This is a genomic window from Enterobacter genomosp. O, from assembly GCF_001022965.1.
GTDB classification, from domain to species: domain Bacteria; phylum Pseudomonadota; class Gammaproteobacteria; order Enterobacterales; family Enterobacteriaceae; genus Enterobacter; species Enterobacter cloacae_L.
This window is the reverse complement of record NZ_LECZ01000027.1, coordinates 601,281-617,073: the sequence shown is the minus strand read 5'-3', so window position 1 is coordinate 617,073 and position 15,793 is coordinate 601,281. Positions and strand designations below refer to the sequence as shown.

At 56.9% G+C, this 15,793-nt stretch carries 13 protein-coding genes; 7 read left to right on the top strand and 6 right to left on the bottom strand.

What is annotated here, in order from left to right:
* Window positions 1-11 precede the first annotated feature (11 nt).
* Window positions 12-698, bottom strand: a complete 687-nt coding sequence (locus ABR39_RS21675; RefSeq protein ID WP_047348670.1) for a GntR family transcriptional regulator — start codon at window positions 696-698, stop codon at window positions 12-14.
* A gap of 91 nt (window positions 699-789) precedes the next feature.
* Entirely contained in the window at window positions 790-1,536 is a 747-nt protein-coding gene (ydfG, locus tag ABR39_RS21670; RefSeq protein WP_047348669.1) for a bifunctional NADP-dependent 3-hydroxy acid dehydrogenase/3-hydroxypropionate dehydrogenase YdfG, read from the bottom strand.
* Window positions 1,537-1,678: 142 nt separating this feature from the next.
* Between ydfG and dcp the strand changes: the two genes are divergently transcribed.
* The 3 genes from dcp to ABR39_RS21655 all read left to right on the top strand — a co-directional run bounded on the left by dcp (window position 1,679) and on the right by ABR39_RS21655 (window position 7,293).
* Window positions 1,679-3,712: a peptidyl-dipeptidase Dcp gene (gene dcp, locus ABR39_RS21665; protein WP_047348668.1), complete on the top strand. Its 2,034-nt coding sequence runs from the start codon at window positions 1,679-1,681 to the stop codon at window positions 3,710-3,712.
* Window positions 3,713-4,114: 402 nt separating this feature from the next.
* Window positions 4,115-5,662: a methyl-accepting chemotaxis protein gene (locus tag ABR39_RS21660; RefSeq protein WP_047348667.1), complete on the top strand. Its 1,548-nt coding sequence runs from the start codon at window positions 4,115-4,117 to the stop codon at window positions 5,660-5,662.
* Between the two features lie 425 nt (window positions 5,663-6,087).
* Window positions 6,088-7,293, top strand: a complete 1,206-nt coding sequence (locus tag ABR39_RS21655) for an MFS transporter (protein WP_047348666.1) — start codon at window positions 6,088-6,090, stop codon at window positions 7,291-7,293.
* A 19-nt stretch (window positions 7,294-7,312) separates the two neighbouring features.
* Here ABR39_RS21655 and ABR39_RS21650 read toward each other — a convergent pair whose 3' ends face one another.
* Window positions 7,313-8,302 carry a 2-hydroxyacid dehydrogenase gene (locus ABR39_RS21650; protein WP_047348665.1) on the bottom strand — a complete coding sequence of 330 codons (990 nt, stop codon included), beginning with the start codon at window positions 8,300-8,302 and terminating at the stop codon, window positions 7,313-7,315.
* Window positions 8,303-8,512: 210 nt separating this feature from the next.
* Between ABR39_RS21650 and ABR39_RS21645 the strand changes: the two genes are divergently transcribed.
* From ABR39_RS21645 to ABR39_RS21635, 3 genes are read left to right on the top strand one after another with little or no spacing between them, the layout of a single operon-like run.
* Window positions 8,513-11,152, top strand: coding sequence for a YdbH family protein (locus ABR39_RS21645; RefSeq protein WP_047348664.1), 2,640 nt, complete (start codon window positions 8,513-8,515; stop codon window positions 11,150-11,152).
* A complete protein-coding gene (locus ABR39_RS21640; RefSeq protein ID WP_014169918.1) occupies window positions 11,149-11,340 on the top strand; it encodes a YnbE family lipoprotein in 192 nt (63 codons plus the stop codon). Before ABR39_RS21645 ends, ABR39_RS21640 begins: the two co-directional genes overlap by 4 nt.
* Before the next feature lie 7 nt (window positions 11,341-11,347).
* Window positions 11,348-11,665, top strand: coding sequence for a YdbL family protein (locus tag ABR39_RS21635; protein WP_047348663.1), 318 nt, complete (start codon window positions 11,348-11,350; stop codon window positions 11,663-11,665).
* On the opposite strand, the gene feaR is transcribed toward ABR39_RS21635, so the two are convergent.
* Window positions 11,666-12,574: a transcriptional regulator FeaR gene (gene feaR / locus ABR39_RS21630; protein ID WP_047348662.1), complete on the bottom strand. Its 909-nt coding sequence runs from the start codon at window positions 12,572-12,574 to the stop codon at window positions 11,666-11,668.
* Window positions 12,575-12,815: 241 nt separating this feature from the next.
* On the opposite strand from feaR, the gene ABR39_RS21625 reads away from it, so the two are divergent.
* Window positions 12,816-14,315 carry an aldehyde dehydrogenase family protein gene (locus tag ABR39_RS21625; protein ID WP_047348661.1) on the top strand — a complete coding sequence of 500 codons (1,500 nt, stop codon included), beginning with the start codon at window positions 12,816-12,818 and terminating at the stop codon, window positions 14,313-14,315.
* 52 nt (window positions 14,316-14,367) lie between these two features.
* Here ABR39_RS21625 and ABR39_RS21620 read toward each other — a convergent pair whose 3' ends face one another.
* The gene (locus ABR39_RS21620) at window positions 14,368-14,982 is read right to left on the bottom strand and encodes an FMN-dependent NADH-azoreductase (protein WP_047348660.1); all 615 of its coding nucleotides are present in this window, start codon (window positions 14,980-14,982) and stop codon (window positions 14,368-14,370) included.
* The gene (locus tag ABR39_RS21615) at window positions 14,979-15,743 is read right to left on the bottom strand and encodes an alpha/beta fold hydrolase (protein ID WP_052952213.1); all 765 of its coding nucleotides are present in this window, start codon (window positions 15,741-15,743) and stop codon (window positions 14,979-14,981) included. The genes ABR39_RS21620 and ABR39_RS21615 overlap by 4 nt, the downstream gene beginning before the upstream one ends.
* Window positions 15,744-15,793 lie beyond the last annotated feature (50 nt).

Sequence of the window (15,793 nt, the reverse complement as noted above, 5' to 3'; positions counted from 1 at the left end):
GCGGCGTAATATTACTCTTCGCTAAACCACTCGCTATTTTCCTGACGAATAAGCTGCACGGACTCGCTAATTTCCTGCAGGTGCAGCGTCATCGCTTTTTCCACGCCGTCCTGGTCGCGTTTTTCAAGCGCGCTGAAAATATCATGATGCTGCCGGAGCAACATTTCCGGCGGCGAAACGTGATCGAGGCTCATGTAGCGCACGCGGTCAATGGTGGCCTTGATGTTTTCGATGGTGTCCCAGGCTAGCTGGCAATCCGCAATTTGCGCCAGTTTCTGGTGGAATTCATCATCAAGCTGAAAGAAGTCATTGAGCTGCTTACGGTCAATCGCAATGCGCTGCTGATGCAGGTTCTGCTCAAGCAGGTAACACTGGTTGTCGTTGATGAGCGCCGCGGCACGGCGCGCCACCGCGCATTCAATGGCCTGGCGAACGAAACACCCGTTACGAACCTGAGAAAGTGAAATTTTGTTCACGTAGCTGCCGCGCTGCGGACGGATTTGAATCAGGCCGTTTTCCGCAAGCTTAATAAAGGCTTCACGCACCGGCTGGCGGGAAACGTCAAAACGCACGGACACCTCTTTTTCAGAAAGCGGCGTTCCCGGCGGGATCAGGCAGTGGACAATATCACGTCGCAAAATGCGATAGATTTGCTGGTTTACGGGCTGGGTGGGATTAAGTTGCGATTCAGCGGCCATGAGTTGTCATTTCTCAGAGAGTTAGCCTGAACATACTACCATTCTTTTATGACCCGAAACAGACCCGGCCCGCAGGCCGGGAAGGGCACATTTAGCCACGATGGACGCTAAGTCCGCCAAAACTCTGGCTGACTGGCATCATTTCTACGGTATTGATGTTGACGTGTTTTGGCAGCGTTGCCACCCACCAGACCGTTTCGGTGACATCTTCCGGCGTCAGCGCGTTAGCATTTTCGTAGGTCTTGCCCGCTTTCGCGTCATCGCCTTTGAATCGGACGTTGGAAAACTCGGTGCCACCTACCAGACCCGGCTCGATATCGGTGACGCGAATGGCGGTGCCGTGCAGATCGGTACGCAGGTTAAGGCTGAACTGACGCACAAACGCTTTCGTCGCGCCATAGACGTTGCCGCCCGCGTAAGGCCAGCTCCCGGCGGTGGAGCCGATATTGATAATGTGGCCGCGGTTGCGCTCGACCATGCCCGGCAGGACCGCGCGGGTCATATAGACCAGGCCTTTATTATTGGTGTCGATCATGTTTTCCCAGTCTTCCACGCTGGCTTTATGGGCGGGCTCCATGCCCAGCGCCAGACCGGCATTGTTGACCAGCACGTCGATGGCGCGCCACTCGGCGGGCAGTTTGGCAATCATCTCTTCAATGGCCGCGCGGTTACGTACGTCCAGCTGCGCGGTCAGGATGCTGTCGCCTAACTCGTCTTTCAGCTCCTGCAGACGTTCCTGACGGCGGCCGGTCGCAATAACCTTATGCCCGTTGGCGACGAAGCGACGCGTGATGCTTTCACCAAAACCTGCCGTTGCCCCGGTAACTAAAATAATCATCTCACTGTTCCTCAACGCTTTTTGTGTTGTACTAACATAGCACGGCCGCAGAGGGTGCGTTAAGGCAACATTTGTATGACAGCATTGCAGGGGATGGCGGCCTGGCCTACTCTGGGAGGATACCCGTACTCAGGAGTGAAAGATGACGGCCACCAATCCCTTTTTTGAAATCAGCCTGTTGCCATATCAGGCTCCCCATTTTGATGAAATCAACGACAGCCACTATCGTCCGGCTTTCGATGAAGCCCTGCGCCAGAAGCGCGCGGACGTTGACGCCATTATCTCTCAAACCGCAGCCCCAGATTTCAACAATACCGTGCTGGCGCTGGAGAAAAGCGGCGCTTTGCTCTCGCGCGTCAGCAGCGTTTTCTTCGCCATGACCTCCGCGCACACCAATGCGTACCTGCAGGAGCTGGAGGAACAGTTCTCTACCGAGCTTGCCGAACTGGCGAACGATATCTGGCTGAACGACGTGCTTTTCGCCCGCGTGGAGAGCGTCTGGCAGGACCGCGCCGTGCTGGATGCCGAATCACACCGGCTGGTAGAGGATATGTATCAGCGGTTTATTCTGGCCGGCGCGCGTCTGAATGAGGCAGAAAAAGCCGAGCTGAAGGCGCTGAATACCGAGGCGGCCTCCCTGACCAGCCAGTTTAATCAGCGTCTGCTGGCTGCCGATAAGACGGGCGGGCTGGTGGTGGATTATGCCCACCAGCTTGATGGGCTGAGCGCCGCTGAGATCGCTGACGCTGCGCAGGCTGCCGCGGAGCGGGGGCTAAACGATCGCTGGCTGATCCCGCTTCTGAACACCACCCAGCAGCCCGCGCTTTCAGCGCTGCGCAATCGTCAGACGCGCGAAAACCTGTTTAACGCAGGCTGGACGCGTACCCAGAAAGGGGATGAAAACGACACCCGCGCGCTGATCCTTCGCCTGACGGCGCTGCGCGCGCGACAGGCCCGCCTGCTGGGCTTTGAGGATTACGCCAGCTGGAGCACCGCCGATCAGATGGCGAAAACCCCGGAAGCCGCGCTGGAATTTATGCGCGGTATTGTGCCTGCCGCCCGCGCCCGCGCGGAGCGCGAGCAGGCCGATATTCAGAAGGTTATTAATGACGAGCAGGGTGGTTTCACCGTGCAGGCCTGGGACTGGGCTTTTTACGCGGAGCGCGTGCGTCAGGCAAAATATGCCCTCGATGAGTCGCAAATCAGGCCTTATTTCGCGCTCAACACCGTGCTGCAGGATGGCGTATTCTGGGCGGCCAGCCAGCTGTTTGGCATCCGCTTCGTCGAGCGCTTCGATATTCCGGTTTATCACCCGGACGTCCGCGTATGGGAAATTTTCGACCATACGGGAGAAGGCATGGCGCTGTTTTACGGCGACTTCTTTGCGCGCGATTCCAAGCAGGGCGGGGCATGGATGGGGAATTTCGTCGAGCAATCCTTCGAGTTTGCTGCCCGTCCGGTGATCTACAACGTCTGTAACTACCAAAAACCGGCGAACGGCGGCGTCGCGCTTCTCTCCTGGGATGACGTGATAACCCTGTTCCACGAGTTTGGCCATACGCTGCACGGCCTGTTTGCCAGCCAGCGTTTCGCCACGCTCTCCGGCACCAATACGCCGCGTGATTTCGTTGAATTCCCGTCACAAATTAATGAGCACTGGGCCAGCCATCCACAGGTGTTTACCCACTACGCCCGCCATTACGAAACCGGTGAACCGATGCCGGACGCGCTGCGGGAAAGCATGCTCAACGCGACGCATTTCAACAAAGGCTATGACATGACGGAGCTGCTGGGGGCCGCGCTGCTGGATATGAACTGGCACGGCATCAGTGAAGCCGTTTCGAGCGTAGAGGATTTTGAAGCGGCAGCGTTGAAAAAAGAGGGGCTGGATCTGCCCGCCGTGCCGCCGCGCTACCGCAGCAGCTATTTTGCCCATATCTTTGGCGGAGGCTACGCGGCAGGGTATTACGCCTACCTGTGGACGCAGATGCTCGCGGACGATGGCTACCAGTGGTTTGTCGAGCAGGGCGGCCTGACGCGTGAAAACGGGCAAAAATTCCGCGAGGCGATTCTGTCTCGCGGTAACAGTACGGATTTAGCTGAACTGTACCGTAACTGGCGTGGGCACGATCCGAAGATTGAACCGATGCTGGAGAATCGCGGGCTGAGCGAATAGCAAGCGTTCAGGCTGGAAGTAAAACCGGGCCGCGCGGTCCGGTTATTTATAAAAAACCGTTAACGCCCTATATGTTTAAAAAACGAACTAATACTTACATTTGTTAATATTTTGAAATCAAATAATATCAATTCCGCCTGTTTTCGAGAATCTCAAATTTAATAAGCCTGCAAGTTTATTTAATTATTTATTTTGTTATAAATACAGTCTCGAATAAAATATGAGAATTGTCCTGGTTAGGTGATAAATATAATTTAACTCCGATCTAAAGTATTAATTTTCGCTGCCGATTAGCATGGGTGTGGGCATGATGGATTCCTGATTTCATTAACCACAAAAAATAAGCCGTTATTAAAATTCATCTCCAGAAGATGAACCTATGCTAATTATTAAGGAAGAGTAATGTTTAAAAATCTCAACATCGGCACCCGGCTTACCATAGCATTTGGCGCAATTGTGGTTTTAATGTCCGTCGTCTGCGGATTGCTCTATTTGAGCTTTGACAGAGTGACGGCCGTAAGCAAGCTCAACGTCCATAGCTACAAAGTGGTCGATAATCTTCGCTCCCTGACCGAAAGCCTGATCAACATGGAAACAGGTATTCGAGGTTTTGCGCTCACCGGAAGCCAGGATGTTCTTGAGCCTTTCACGCAGGGTGATGAGAGGTTTAAAAGCAAAGTAGAAGAGATTGCGGGGCTTACGCGTGATAATCCGTCGCAGCTGCAGAAATTAACATCCCTTTCCAGACTTGAAGAGGAATGGAAAAGGTCATTTGCACAGCCGTTAATCCAGCGCAGGGAGAGCGTATCCCGCGGGGGCGAAAATATGGATTCATTTATCAATAACGTTGAGCGGAATACCGGAAAAGCCCAAATGGACGCCATGCGGGGCGTTATTCAGCAAGCGCTGAGTGATGAGTATGGCATTATGGCTGAACGCCAAACCCGACTGGCTGAAGAACGCTTCCGAACGCGAATGATGATTGTCGTGGGAATGATTGCTGCGGTTATTACCGCGCTGCTGACGGGCATACTGCTTTCGCGCAGTATTCTCCGACCGCTCAAGCAGGCCGTAAATACGGCGAATACTATCGCTGCTGGCAATCTCACCTCAACCATACGTATTACCCGTATGGACGAAACCGGCGCGCTGCTTGCCGCTCTGGACAACATGCAGACCCAGTTGAAAACGCTTGTCGCTGAAATCAAAGAGGCAGCGGCCTCGGTCGATCTCGCTGCCGGAGAGATCGAGCAGGGAAATATGGAGCTATCGTCTCGTACCGAGGAACAGGCGGCAGCGTTGCAACAGACTGCCGCCAGCATGGAACAGCTGACGATGACCGTTCGCAATAACACCGAGGTTGCAGAGCACACGGCAACGTCCGCGAGAAAGACGGAGGCACTGGCACGCGAAGGTGAGTCTGCCGTGGGCGAGATGAGCGAAACGATGCAAAATATCTCGGCTAATGCCCTGAAGATTAAAGAAATCACCAGCGTTATTGAAGGGATTGCTTTCCAGACGAATATCCTGGCGCTTAACGCAGCAGTCGAGGCTGCTCGTGCCGGTGAGCATGGCCGCGGCTTCGCCGTGGTGGCGACAGAAGTCAGGAATCTCGCTCAGCGCAGCGCAACGGCGTCAAAGGAAATTGGGGCCCTGATTGAGCATGCCGTTGAGGATGTCGACAACGGTGTGTCGGTCGCATCCAGAACCGCAGAGACGATTTTACGCGCCGCCAGCAACGTGGCTACGCTTGCAGAAGCGATGGATAGCCTTTCAATGGCCTCGGTTGAGCAAATGCAGGGCATCATGCAAATCAGCACGGCCGTTACCCAGATGGATGGGGTGACGCAGGGGAATGCGGCGCTTGTCGAGCAGTCCGCTGCGGCATCACAGGCTCTGACCGAGCAGTCCAGAACCCTGAAGCAGATGACGGAGAACTTTGCGATTTGATCAGCAAAAGCACAGCTTAACGGTAAAACTCCAGCGTTTTAAACGCGTCAATTAATCAAACCTTAACGGGGATGTCTTATTAAAAGCACGTCCCCGTGAATATTGAGAAAAGTAGCCGAGCGCCAGTGACAATTAAAAAATACGGTCTACGATTTCGTAGGATGAAAAATTTAAAAAGGAGTTTCCAATGGTGATTGCCGCAATGACGGTTTTACTCGTTCTGCTGATGTTTCCGGCGGCTATTCACATTTTGCTTCAGCTCATGGAAGGCTGGTGTGACACGTAGCTTCCCACGTGAATCCTCTCTTTAGGTCGTCATTTGTTTTTCAAAAAGCACCGCTACACTACGTCTTTAAGTTTATTGTGCGATCGTCTGGCTGCGGGTCATCGCAGAACGCGAGCCGGATACCTTACAGGCAGGAAGTATGTCTCTTCGTTCGCTGCGGGCGTTATGCCTGACGAGTTTTTTCATCGCGGATGTTCGCGATGGCCTTGGTCCCTTTCTCGGTATTTTTCTGACCGAACGTCACTGGACCCCCGATGATATCGGCATACTGATGACGGCAGGAGGGCTGGCGGGGTTACTGGCCACGCTACCGGCGGGGTTCATCACCGACACCTCCCGCAGCAAGCGGACCGTGCTGGCGCTGGTGTGCCTGCTCATCACCCTCAGTACGCTTCTGCTCTGGTTTAGTCAGCAGAGCGGTATCGTGGCTATTTCGCAGATAGTAACGGGTATCTGTGCGGCGTTTGTCGGGCCGCTAATTGCGGGGATTACGCTGGGGCTGACCGGCCAGAGCGGATTCAGCGCGCAGATGGGTAGAAATGAGGCGTTTAATCACGGCGGCAACTTTGCCACCGCACTGATTGCAGGCGGCATCGCCTGGTACTGGGGCGTCGGCGGGATATTCCTGCTGATGACCTGCACGACGCTGCTAACGCTGTGCGCGCTGCTGGCCATTCGCAGCGGCGATATCGATAACAATGCCGCGCGGGGGCTGTCTTCTTCAGAGAGCCTGCCGGTTCCCGGCTTTACGGTGCTGATGAAAAACCGCGCGCTGTTTGTGACCGGCCTGACGCTGCTGCTGTTCCACCTGGCAAACGCCGCGCTGCTGCCGATGCTGAGCATGAGGGTGGCAGCGGCACCGGCCTCGATTAACCCCGGCCTGTATGCGGCGGGCACCGTCATCATCTCTCAGGCGGTGATGATCCCCGTCGCCATCTGGGTGGCGCATCGCATAGAGCGTTACGGCTACTGGCGCTTAATTATGCTGGCGCTGCTGGTGATGCCGGTGCGCGCGGCGCTGGCGGCGTCCACGGATGCGCCCGTAATGATGATTCCGGTACAAATTCTTGACGGGCTGGCCGCCGGGATCCTGGGTGTCGTGGTACCGTCGTTTATTGTGGTGCTGTTGCGAGGAAGCGGGCACGTCAATGCCGGGCAGAGCGTGGTGATGCTGATGCAAGGGGTTGGGGCATCCATGAGTCCGGCGTTAACCGGCACGATCGCGGGGCACTACTCTTTTGCGACGGCATTCAGCGTACTGAGCGCGATTGCCTTGCTGGCCGTCCTGCTCTGGTGGCGCGTTGCTCACCGGAGCTGGGAAACAAACGTGCCGGGTGAGGTATAGACGCCACCCGGCGTTGGGCTTAAGCCAGTTCGTTAGGGCAGGCCTCACCCTTTTCCAGCTGCTGCAAATTCCCCAGCGTCGTTTCCGAAATGCTGATCAGCGCTTCGGCGGTCAGAAACGCCTGGTGTCCGGTAAACAGCACGTTATGGCAGGCAGAGAGGCGACGGAACACGTCGTCCTGAATCACATCATTAGACTTGTCTTCAAAGAACAGATCGCGTTCGTTCTCATACACGTCCATCCCCAGCGCGCCAATTTTTTGGGTTTTCAGCGCTTCGATAGCGGCCTGGGAGTCAACCAGCCCGCCGCGGCTGGTGTTGATGATCATCACGCCGTCTTTCATCTGGTCAAACGCCGCCTGGTTAAGCAGGTGGTAGTTTTCCGGCGTCAGCGGGCAGTGCAGGGAGATCACGTCAGACTGGGAGAACAGGGTCGGCAGGTCGACGTACTCCACGCCCAGATCCAGCGCCGCCGCGCTTGGGTACGGATCAAACGCCAGCAGACGCATGCCGAAGCCTTTCAGAATGCGCAGGGCGGCCACGCCAATTTTACCGGTGCCGATCACGCCGGCGGTTTTGCCGTACATGGTAAAGCCGGTGAGCCCTTCCAGCGAGAAGTTGGCGTCACGGGTACGCTGATAAGCGCGGTGAATACGACGGTTGAGCGACATCATCATGCCAATCGCATGTTCCGCGACCGCTTCCGGGGAGTACGCCGGCACGCGAACCACCTTCAGACCCAGCTCTTTCGCCGCGTCGAGGTCCACGTTGTTAAAGCCCGCACAGCGCAGGGCGATGTATTTCACCCCCTGTTTTTTCAACTCCTCCAGCACCGGACGACTGCCGTCATCGTTAACAAAGATGCAGACGCCTTCACAGCCGTGCGCCGTTTTGGCGGTTCTCTCGGACAGCAGAAAGTCGAAAAATTCAAGCTCAAACCCGTAAGCCTCGTTAACATGTTGCAGATACTTTTTGTCGTACTGCTTTGTGCTATATACCGCGAGTTTCATAAGACTTTCTCCAGTGATTTTACATTCACGTTAGCATGATTAAAATTATCTTACAATTTCTAAAATATTATTGAATTCAATAAGTTCTATCAATTATTCTAGAGCATCTATCCTTAAAAATGGCATTCCCTTCAACTAACTGGCTAAACATGCGACAATGATCGGCACTGCCGGCTTAATTCTTTCGCTAAATCAGGATATTAACTGCCCATGAAGGGTAAATACAAAGCCGCACTTGCGCTATTACTGCTGTTCATATTGTTGCCGCTGACGCTGCTGATGACGCTCGCCCAGTGGGTACCGACGCTCGCCGGGATCTGGCTGCCTGTCGGGACGCGCATTGCCTTCGAAGAGAGCCCTAAGCTCACTCGTCACGCGCTGGTTATCCCCGATCTCCGCTATCTGGTTGAAGACTGCGAGATTGCCCGCATCAATAACGTGACGCTGTCACATCCAAGCCGCTGGAAGCTGGATATTGGCGCGCTGGATTTAAACTCCGTCTGCCTCAGCAAAATTCCCCAGTCCGCACCGTCGACGGTTGCCCCCAAAACGCTGGCCCAGTGGCAGGCGGTATTGCCCAATACCTGGCTCACCGTTCATCGTCTGACGCTTTCGCCCTGGCAGCAGTGGCAGGGTGAGCTGAACGCGTCGCTGACCCCCTCAAGCCAGGAGATCGCCTATAAAGGCGAGCAGGTCAGCATTAAAGGAACGCTTCGCGGCCAGACGCTCTCCGTCAGCCAGTTCGATATTCAGCTTCCTGACCAACCGCAGCCCATTAAGCTGGTGGGCGAGTTCACCCTGCCGCTGGTTCCGGACGGCGTGCCGGTGAAGGGCCACGCGGTCGCGACCTTTAACGTGCCACAGTTAACGTCCCTGGTCGATGCCGATCTCGACTGGGAAGAGAATCAGGGGCAACTGGTGGTGATGGCGCGAGACAACCCCGATCCGCTGCTCGACCTGCCGTGGCAGGTAACCGCTGAACAGCTGAACATCAGCGACGGACGCTGGAACTGGGATCTTTCCGGTATGCCGCTGAGCGGGCGCGTTTCGCTTCGCGCTGACAACTGGCAGCAGGGGCTGGAGAAAGCCACCCTGACCGGCAGACTGAACGTGCTGACTCACGGCGATGCGGGCAAAGGCAACGCGGTACTGAATATTGGTCCCGGCAGGCTCAGCATGGAAAACAGCGACATGCCGCTGCACCTGAGCGGCGAGGCGAAGCAAAACGATCTCATTCTTTACGCCAGATTGCCGGCAAAACTGACCGGTAGCCTGTATGAACCGCAGCTCGACTTTGAGCCGGGCGCGCTGCTCCGCTCGCGCGGGCGCATCGTCAACTCACTCGATATCGATGAAATCCGCTGGCCGCTGGCGGGCGTTAAGCTGACGCAGAAGGGCGTGGACGGACGTCTACAGGCCATTCTACGCGCCCATGAAAACGAAATGGGTGATTTTGAACTTCACCTGGACGGACAGGCCAACGACTTTTTACCTGACAACGGCCTGTGGCAGTGGCGCTACTGGGGGAAAGGCGGCTTTACGCCGATGAATGCCCGCTGGGATGTCGCCGGAAAAGGCGAGTGGCGCGACAAGCTTATCGAGCTGACGGCGCTCTCCACCGGTTTTGACAAGCTCCAGTACGGCACGATGGAAGTCAGCAAACCGCGCCTGGTGCTGGAAAGGCCGGTGCGCTGGTTCCGCGATCCCGCTAAGCCGAGCTTCAGCGGCGCGCTGTCGCTCAACGCCGGCCAAACCCGTTTCTCCGGCGGCAGCTTTTTACCTCCGTCGGTCCTGACCTTCAGCGTCGACGGCACCGACCCGACGATATTCCAGTTTAAGGGCGACCTCCATGCGGACAAAATCGGCCCGGTGCAGGTTAATGGTCGATGGGATGGCGTACGTCTTCGCGGGCAGGCCTGGTGGCCGAAACAGTCGCTCACCGTGTTCCAGCCGCTGATCCCGCCGGACTGGAAAATGACGCTGCGCGACGGGGAACTCTATGCGCAGGTCGCCTTCTCGGCGGCGGCCGATCAGGGCTTTGAAGCGGGTGGCCACGGGGTACTGAAATCCGGCAGCGCCTGGATGCCTGATAACCAGATCAACGGCGTCGATTTTGTACTGCCGTTCCGCTTTAGCGAGGGGACCTGGTCCCTGGGCACGCGCGGCCCGGTTACGTTACGCATTGGCGAAGTCGTAAACCTCGTGACCGCGCGCAACATCACCGCCGACTTACAGGGGGACTATCCCTGGACTGAGGACAATCCGCTTCTGCTCACCAACGTGAAGGTGGAAACCCTCGGCGGGAAGATCACCATGCAGCAGCTGAGGATGCCGCAGCACGATCCGGCCCTGCTGCGCGTGGACAATATCTCCTCGAGCGAACTGATCGGCGCCGTGAATCCGAAACAGTTTGCCATGTCGGGCCCGGTCAGCGGAGCGCTGCCGTTCTGGCTGGACAATGAAAAATGGATCATTAAAGATGGCTGGCTGACCAACCCGGGACCCATGACGTTGCGCATCGATAAAGACACGGCAGACGCCATCGTGAAAGATAATATGGTAGCGGGCGCGGCGATTAACTGGCTCCGCTATATGGAAATTTCGCGTTCGTGGACGAGAATCAATTTAGATAACCTGGGTGAATTAACCATGCAGGCGACCATCAAGGGGACCAGCCGCGTGGATGGCAAAAGCAGCTCCGTCAACCTGAACTATACCCATGACGAGAATGTCTTTACCCTCTGGCGCAGCCTGCGTTTTGGAGACAACCTGCAAACCTGGTTTGAGCAACATGCGGCGATACCTGCTCCCCGCAGTTCGACTGGCAAGGAAAGTGAGGAACAACAATGAAAAAGATGGCTGGTGTGCTCACCGTTGCCGTTGCCGCGCTACTGACCGGCTGTACGCCGCGTATTGAAGTCGCTGCGCCAAAGGAGCCGATTACCATCAATATGAATGTCAAAATCGAACATGAGATCCATATTAAGGTCGATAAAGACGTTGAAACCCTGCTGAAATCGCGCAGCGATCTGTTCTGAGGACGTCATGAAACGATTAGCTCTGATTTTACTGGTAGTAGGGTTGAACGTGCAGGCGGCTGCGCTGACCTTAAACGATGCGCGGTCGCAGGGGCGCGTGGGGGAAACCCTCAGCGGGTATATTGCCCCGATTCAACAGGACGCGGAAACGCTGGCGCTGGTCAGCCGTATTAACGCGGCGCGCGCGGAAAACTACCAGAAGCTGGCTGACAGCAATAATTTGCCTGTCGATGAAGTGGCGAAAATGGCAGGTCAAAAACTGGTTGCCCGCGCGCAGCCGGGCGAGTACGTGAAGGGCATTAACGGAAAATGGCTCAGGAAGTAGCTAGCGGTAGCGCCTGCGGTATTCGCCCGGCGAGACGCCAAAACGCTGCTTAAACGCCGTTGAAAAATGGCTATGGTCGGTGAACCCCCAGCTGTAGCCAATTCCCGCCAGCTTTTCATCATCCCCGGCCGAGCGCAGCACCTGCGCGCAGAGATCTAAACGACGGTTTTTGATGTACTGCGCCACCACCAGCCCCTTCTCGGCAAACATGCGGTAGAGGCTGCGCACGGACATTCCGCTCTCGGCGGCAATCCATTCCGGACGCAGAGATTCAGACTGAATATGGTCGTCAATCATCGCCACCACGTGCTGGAACTGGCGTTCCTTACGCGGCTGAATCAGCTCGCGCTGCTGGAAAGCGGGGCGCAGCAGGCAGACCATCGCTTCGAGCGCTGCTTCGCTCTCCCGGTCACTCAGGTCGGCGTTATTCATGCTGTCCATCAACAGACGATGGCTCAGCTGGACCGTCGGCAACGAGCGGGAAAGGGGGAGCGCGCAGCTTATCTCCTGAAACCGACACTGCTGCTCAATAATCTGGCGGGGGACCAGCAGAGAAATCTGGCGGGATTTTTCCTGCCAGTTGATTGAGCAGGGGCGCGATGCGTCAAGCAGCGTGATATCACCGGTTTTCAGCACCGCGCGGCGGTCGTCCTGTTCAATTTCCGCGCTGCCTTCAAGCTGGAAAACGGTATAGAACCAGGCATCGTTACTCTGTGTGATTTCCTGACGGGAGCGGAACAGGTTAACGCCGCCTGCGGTCACGGTACTGAGCTTCAGGCTGCGCGCGTAGCTGGTTTCCAGTTCACCGAAGAATTTTCCCTCCAGAGGACGCGCGTTAAAGCGCCCGCAAACCTGGTTAATTTGCGCCAGCCACTGCTGATACTGTTCCTGCTCGCTTGCACACGCCATCGTTTCTCTCACTGCACCGTCAACGTTTTCGCATTGTTGCATTTGTGTTGCATTTTGTCAGAGCTCTGGGGCTGACTATAGGAAAGAACACTCACCGGGGACAGCGATATAAGACGGAATTATCACGATTTGCGGAGCCTGTCACAGGTGGCAAAGCGAATGTCACAGAGACAAAAGCGAGAATGCGAAACCCCTCTTAGACTGGATTAACACCCTGCGAATAATAACGAAGGAGTATCCTATGTCTGAATCACAGGTGGCTATTCAGCCTGCCGTGCAGCAGTTTTTAGACCGACATCATGGCCTGTGGATTGAAGGGCGTCAGGCCGCGTCGGACAGTGAAAAACGGCTCAATGTCTACAACCCGGCCACCGGCGAGGTGATTGCCTCCACTGCCGATGCCAGCGTCGATGACGTCGACCGCGCGGTGATGTCCGGCTGGCGCGCCTTTGTCGCCCGCAGCTGGGCCGGAAAATTACCGGCGGAGCGCGAGCGGATCTTGCTCCATTTTGCCGATCTGGTTGAGAAGCACAGCGAGGAGCTGGCCCAGTTGGAAACGCTGGAGCAGGGCAAATCCATCAACATTTCCCGCGCCTTTGAAGTCGGCTGCACCCTGAACTGGATGCGCTATACCGCCGGGCTGACCACCAAAATTGCGGGTAAAACGCTCGACCTCTCCATTCCACTGCCGCACGGCGCTCGCTACCAGGCGTGGACGCGCAAAGAGCCGGTTGGCGTGGTGGCCGGGATTGTGCCCTGGAACTTCCCGCTGATGATCGGGATGTGGAAAGTGATGCCAGCGCTGGCCGCGGGCTGCTCTATCGTCATTAAACCGTCCGAAACCACGCCGCTGACCATGCTGCGCGTGGCGGAGCTGGCCAGCGAAGCCGGCATTCCGGAAGGCGTGTTTAACGTGGTGACCGGAAGCGGCGCGGTGTGTGGCGCAGCGCTGACCTCGCATCCGCATATTGCCAAGGTCAGTTTTACCGGCTCAACGGCAACGGGCAAGCAAATTGCCCGCGCGGCGGCGGACACGCTGACCGGTGTGACCCTCGAACTGGGGGGCAAAAACCCGGCCATTGTGCTGAAAGACGCCGACCCGGCGTGGGTGATAGAAGGCTTGATGACCGGCAGTTTCCTGAACCAGGGACAGGTCTGCGCGGCGAGCTCCCGCATCTATATTGAAGCGCCGCTGTTTGACACGCTGGTCAGCGGGTTTGAGCAGGCGGTGAAATCCCTGAGCGTCGGGCCGGGCATGTCGCCGGAGGCGTTTATCAACCCGCTGGTGTCGCGTGCGCATTGCGACAAGGTGCAGACCTTCCTCGATGAAGCGAAGTCTCGCCACGCGGAGCTGATCGTCGGGAACCGTGGCCCGGAAGGCAAAGGCTATTACGTTTCGCCTACGCTGGTGGTGAACCCGGATGCCGCGCTGCGGCTGACCCGCGAAGAGGTGTTTGGCCCGGTGGTCAACCTGGTGCGCGTCTCCGACGGGGAAGAGGCGCTCCAGCTGGCAAACGACACCGAATATGGCCTGACGGCCAGCGTCTGGACGCAGAATATCAGCAAGGCGCTGGAGTATACCGACAGGCTGCAGGCGGGCACCGTATGGGTGAACAGCCATACGCTGATCGACGCCAACCTGCCGTTCGGCGGGATGAAGCAGTCTGGTACCGGACGTGACTTTGGCCCGGACTGGCTGGACGGCTGGTGCGAAACCAAATCGGTTTGCGTGCGGTATTAAAAAACAAGCCGGGTGGCGGCTACGCCTTACCCGGCAAGCTTTCACCCGATGACTATTTCAGCGAGGCGGCGATGACGGACGGAATAGCGTCAAACGCCTGCGCAACGCCTTTAGCGCGGATCTCCTCACCGCGCGTTGCCCCTTCAGCACGCACGAATTCCACGCTGTCGATGCCCAGAAAGCCAAAAAACTTCTGCAGGTATCGCTCCTGAAAATCCATGTCCGCGATTGGCGTACCGTGATAGATCCCCCCTCGGGTGGAGACGACAATAATCCTCTTGCCGGTCGCATGTCCCACCGGGCCCGTCGGGGTATAGCTGAAGGTTTTTCCCGGCTGGGCCAGTCGATCTAACCACGCTTTAAGCTGCGTTGAGACGGAGAAGTTATACATAGGCGCACCGATCACGATAATGTCGCTGTCGAGAAACTCGTTCACCAGCTCCCCGGACAGCCGGTGTTCGCGGACGTCTTCCGCCGTCGCGTCCGTGGCTATCCGCAGCGGCCGGAAGCCGGCGGCAACGGTGCCGGTGAGATGGGCAACGGGCGTCTTAACGACGTCACGGTAGACCACCTTGTCTGACGCGAGCTGGCGAACCACCTCTGCCGTCAGCTGACGTGAAAGTGAGAACTCGCCGTTAATGCTTGAATCTATATGCAGGATCTTCATTTTTTGGTTTCCTTTACGTCGGGCTGGGTTGCTTGTTCGATAAGCTGGCTGACGGCGTCCGGATGGGAAATCATCGACATATGGCTGCTCTTAATCCGCATGACGGTGGCGTGCATGGCACCGGCAAGCTGCTGCTGGACGCCGGGAGAGAGGGCGCGATCGTCTTCGGTCAGCAGATACCACGAGGGCTTTTCACGCCAGGCGGCGTGCTCAACCTTCTCGCTAAAGGCGCCTGCGGCGATAGGTTGCTGGGTCGCCGTAAGCACTTTTACGCGGCTGAGAGGCAGGTCGTTGGCCATCACGCGCTGATAAGCGACGGGATCGTCGAGCCAGATTAATCCCTGTTTATCCGGGCGCATGTCCGCCATCGGTGCGTTAAGTCGGGTCAGAAGAGAGGCGACCGATTCTCCGCTGTCGGGGGCAAGGGCGGAAAGGAAAACCAGCTTCTTCACCTTCGGGTTATTGCCCGCCTGGGCGATCGCCGCGCCGGCCCAGGAGTGCCCGACAAGGACAACATCCCCTTGCTGGCGATCGATGACGCGCTCCGTGGCGGCGACGTCCTCCTTCAGCGAGGTCAGGGGGTTCTGCACCGCCGTGACGCGGTAGCCCCGGGACTGCAAGCGGCCGATCACCGCCTGCCAGACGGAACCATCGGTAAAGGCTCCGTGCACGAGGACGATGTTATTAATCCGCGCCTGCACTGGCTGCGACGCAGCCAGGCACAGCAAAGTGAGAAGAACGGGCAAGCGTGTCGGTTTCATAGGCGTGACGTAATTTTCTGAGTAACGGTGAAGCACAGTGTAACGAGAGG

Excerpts from the sequence above, each read along its gene's own strand:
- ABR39_RS21675 (WP_047348670.1), bottom strand. The coding sequence starts at position 698 with ATGGCCGCTGAATCGCAACTTAATCCCACCCAGCCCGTAAACCAGCAA.
- ydfG (WP_047348669.1), bottom strand. The coding sequence starts at position 1,536 with ATGATTATTTTAGTTACCGGGGCAACGGCAGGTTTTGGTGAAAGCATC.
- dcp (WP_047348668.1), top strand. The coding sequence starts at position 1,679 with ATGACGGCCACCAATCCCTTTTTTGAAATCAGCCTGTTGCCATATCAG.
- ABR39_RS21660 (WP_047348667.1), top strand. The coding sequence starts at position 4,115 with ATGTTTAAAAATCTCAACATCGGCACCCGGCTTACCATAGCATTTGGC.
- ABR39_RS21655 (WP_047348666.1), top strand. The coding sequence starts at position 6,088 with ATGTCTCTTCGTTCGCTGCGGGCGTTATGCCTGACGAGTTTTTTCATC.
- ABR39_RS21650 (WP_047348665.1), bottom strand. The coding sequence starts at position 8,302 with ATGAAACTCGCGGTATATAGCACAAAGCAGTACGACAAAAAGTATCTG.
- ABR39_RS21645 (WP_047348664.1), top strand. The coding sequence starts at position 8,513 with ATGAAGGGTAAATACAAAGCCGCACTTGCGCTATTACTGCTGTTCATA.
- ABR39_RS21640 (WP_014169918.1), top strand. The coding sequence starts at position 11,149 with ATGAAAAAGATGGCTGGTGTGCTCACCGTTGCCGTTGCCGCGCTACTG.
- ABR39_RS21635 (WP_047348663.1), top strand. The coding sequence starts at position 11,348 with ATGAAACGATTAGCTCTGATTTTACTGGTAGTAGGGTTGAACGTGCAG.
- feaR (WP_047348662.1), bottom strand. The coding sequence starts at position 12,574 with ATGGCGTGTGCAAGCGAGCAGGAACAGTATCAGCAGTGGCTGGCGCAA.
- ABR39_RS21625 (WP_047348661.1), top strand. The coding sequence starts at position 12,816 with ATGTCTGAATCACAGGTGGCTATTCAGCCTGCCGTGCAGCAGTTTTTA.
- ABR39_RS21620 (WP_047348660.1), bottom strand. The coding sequence starts at position 14,982 with ATGAAGATCCTGCATATAGATTCAAGCATTAACGGCGAGTTCTCACTT.
- ABR39_RS21615 (WP_052952213.1), bottom strand. The coding sequence starts at position 15,743 with ATGAAACCGACACGCTTGCCCGTTCTTCTCACTTTGCTGTGCCTGGCT.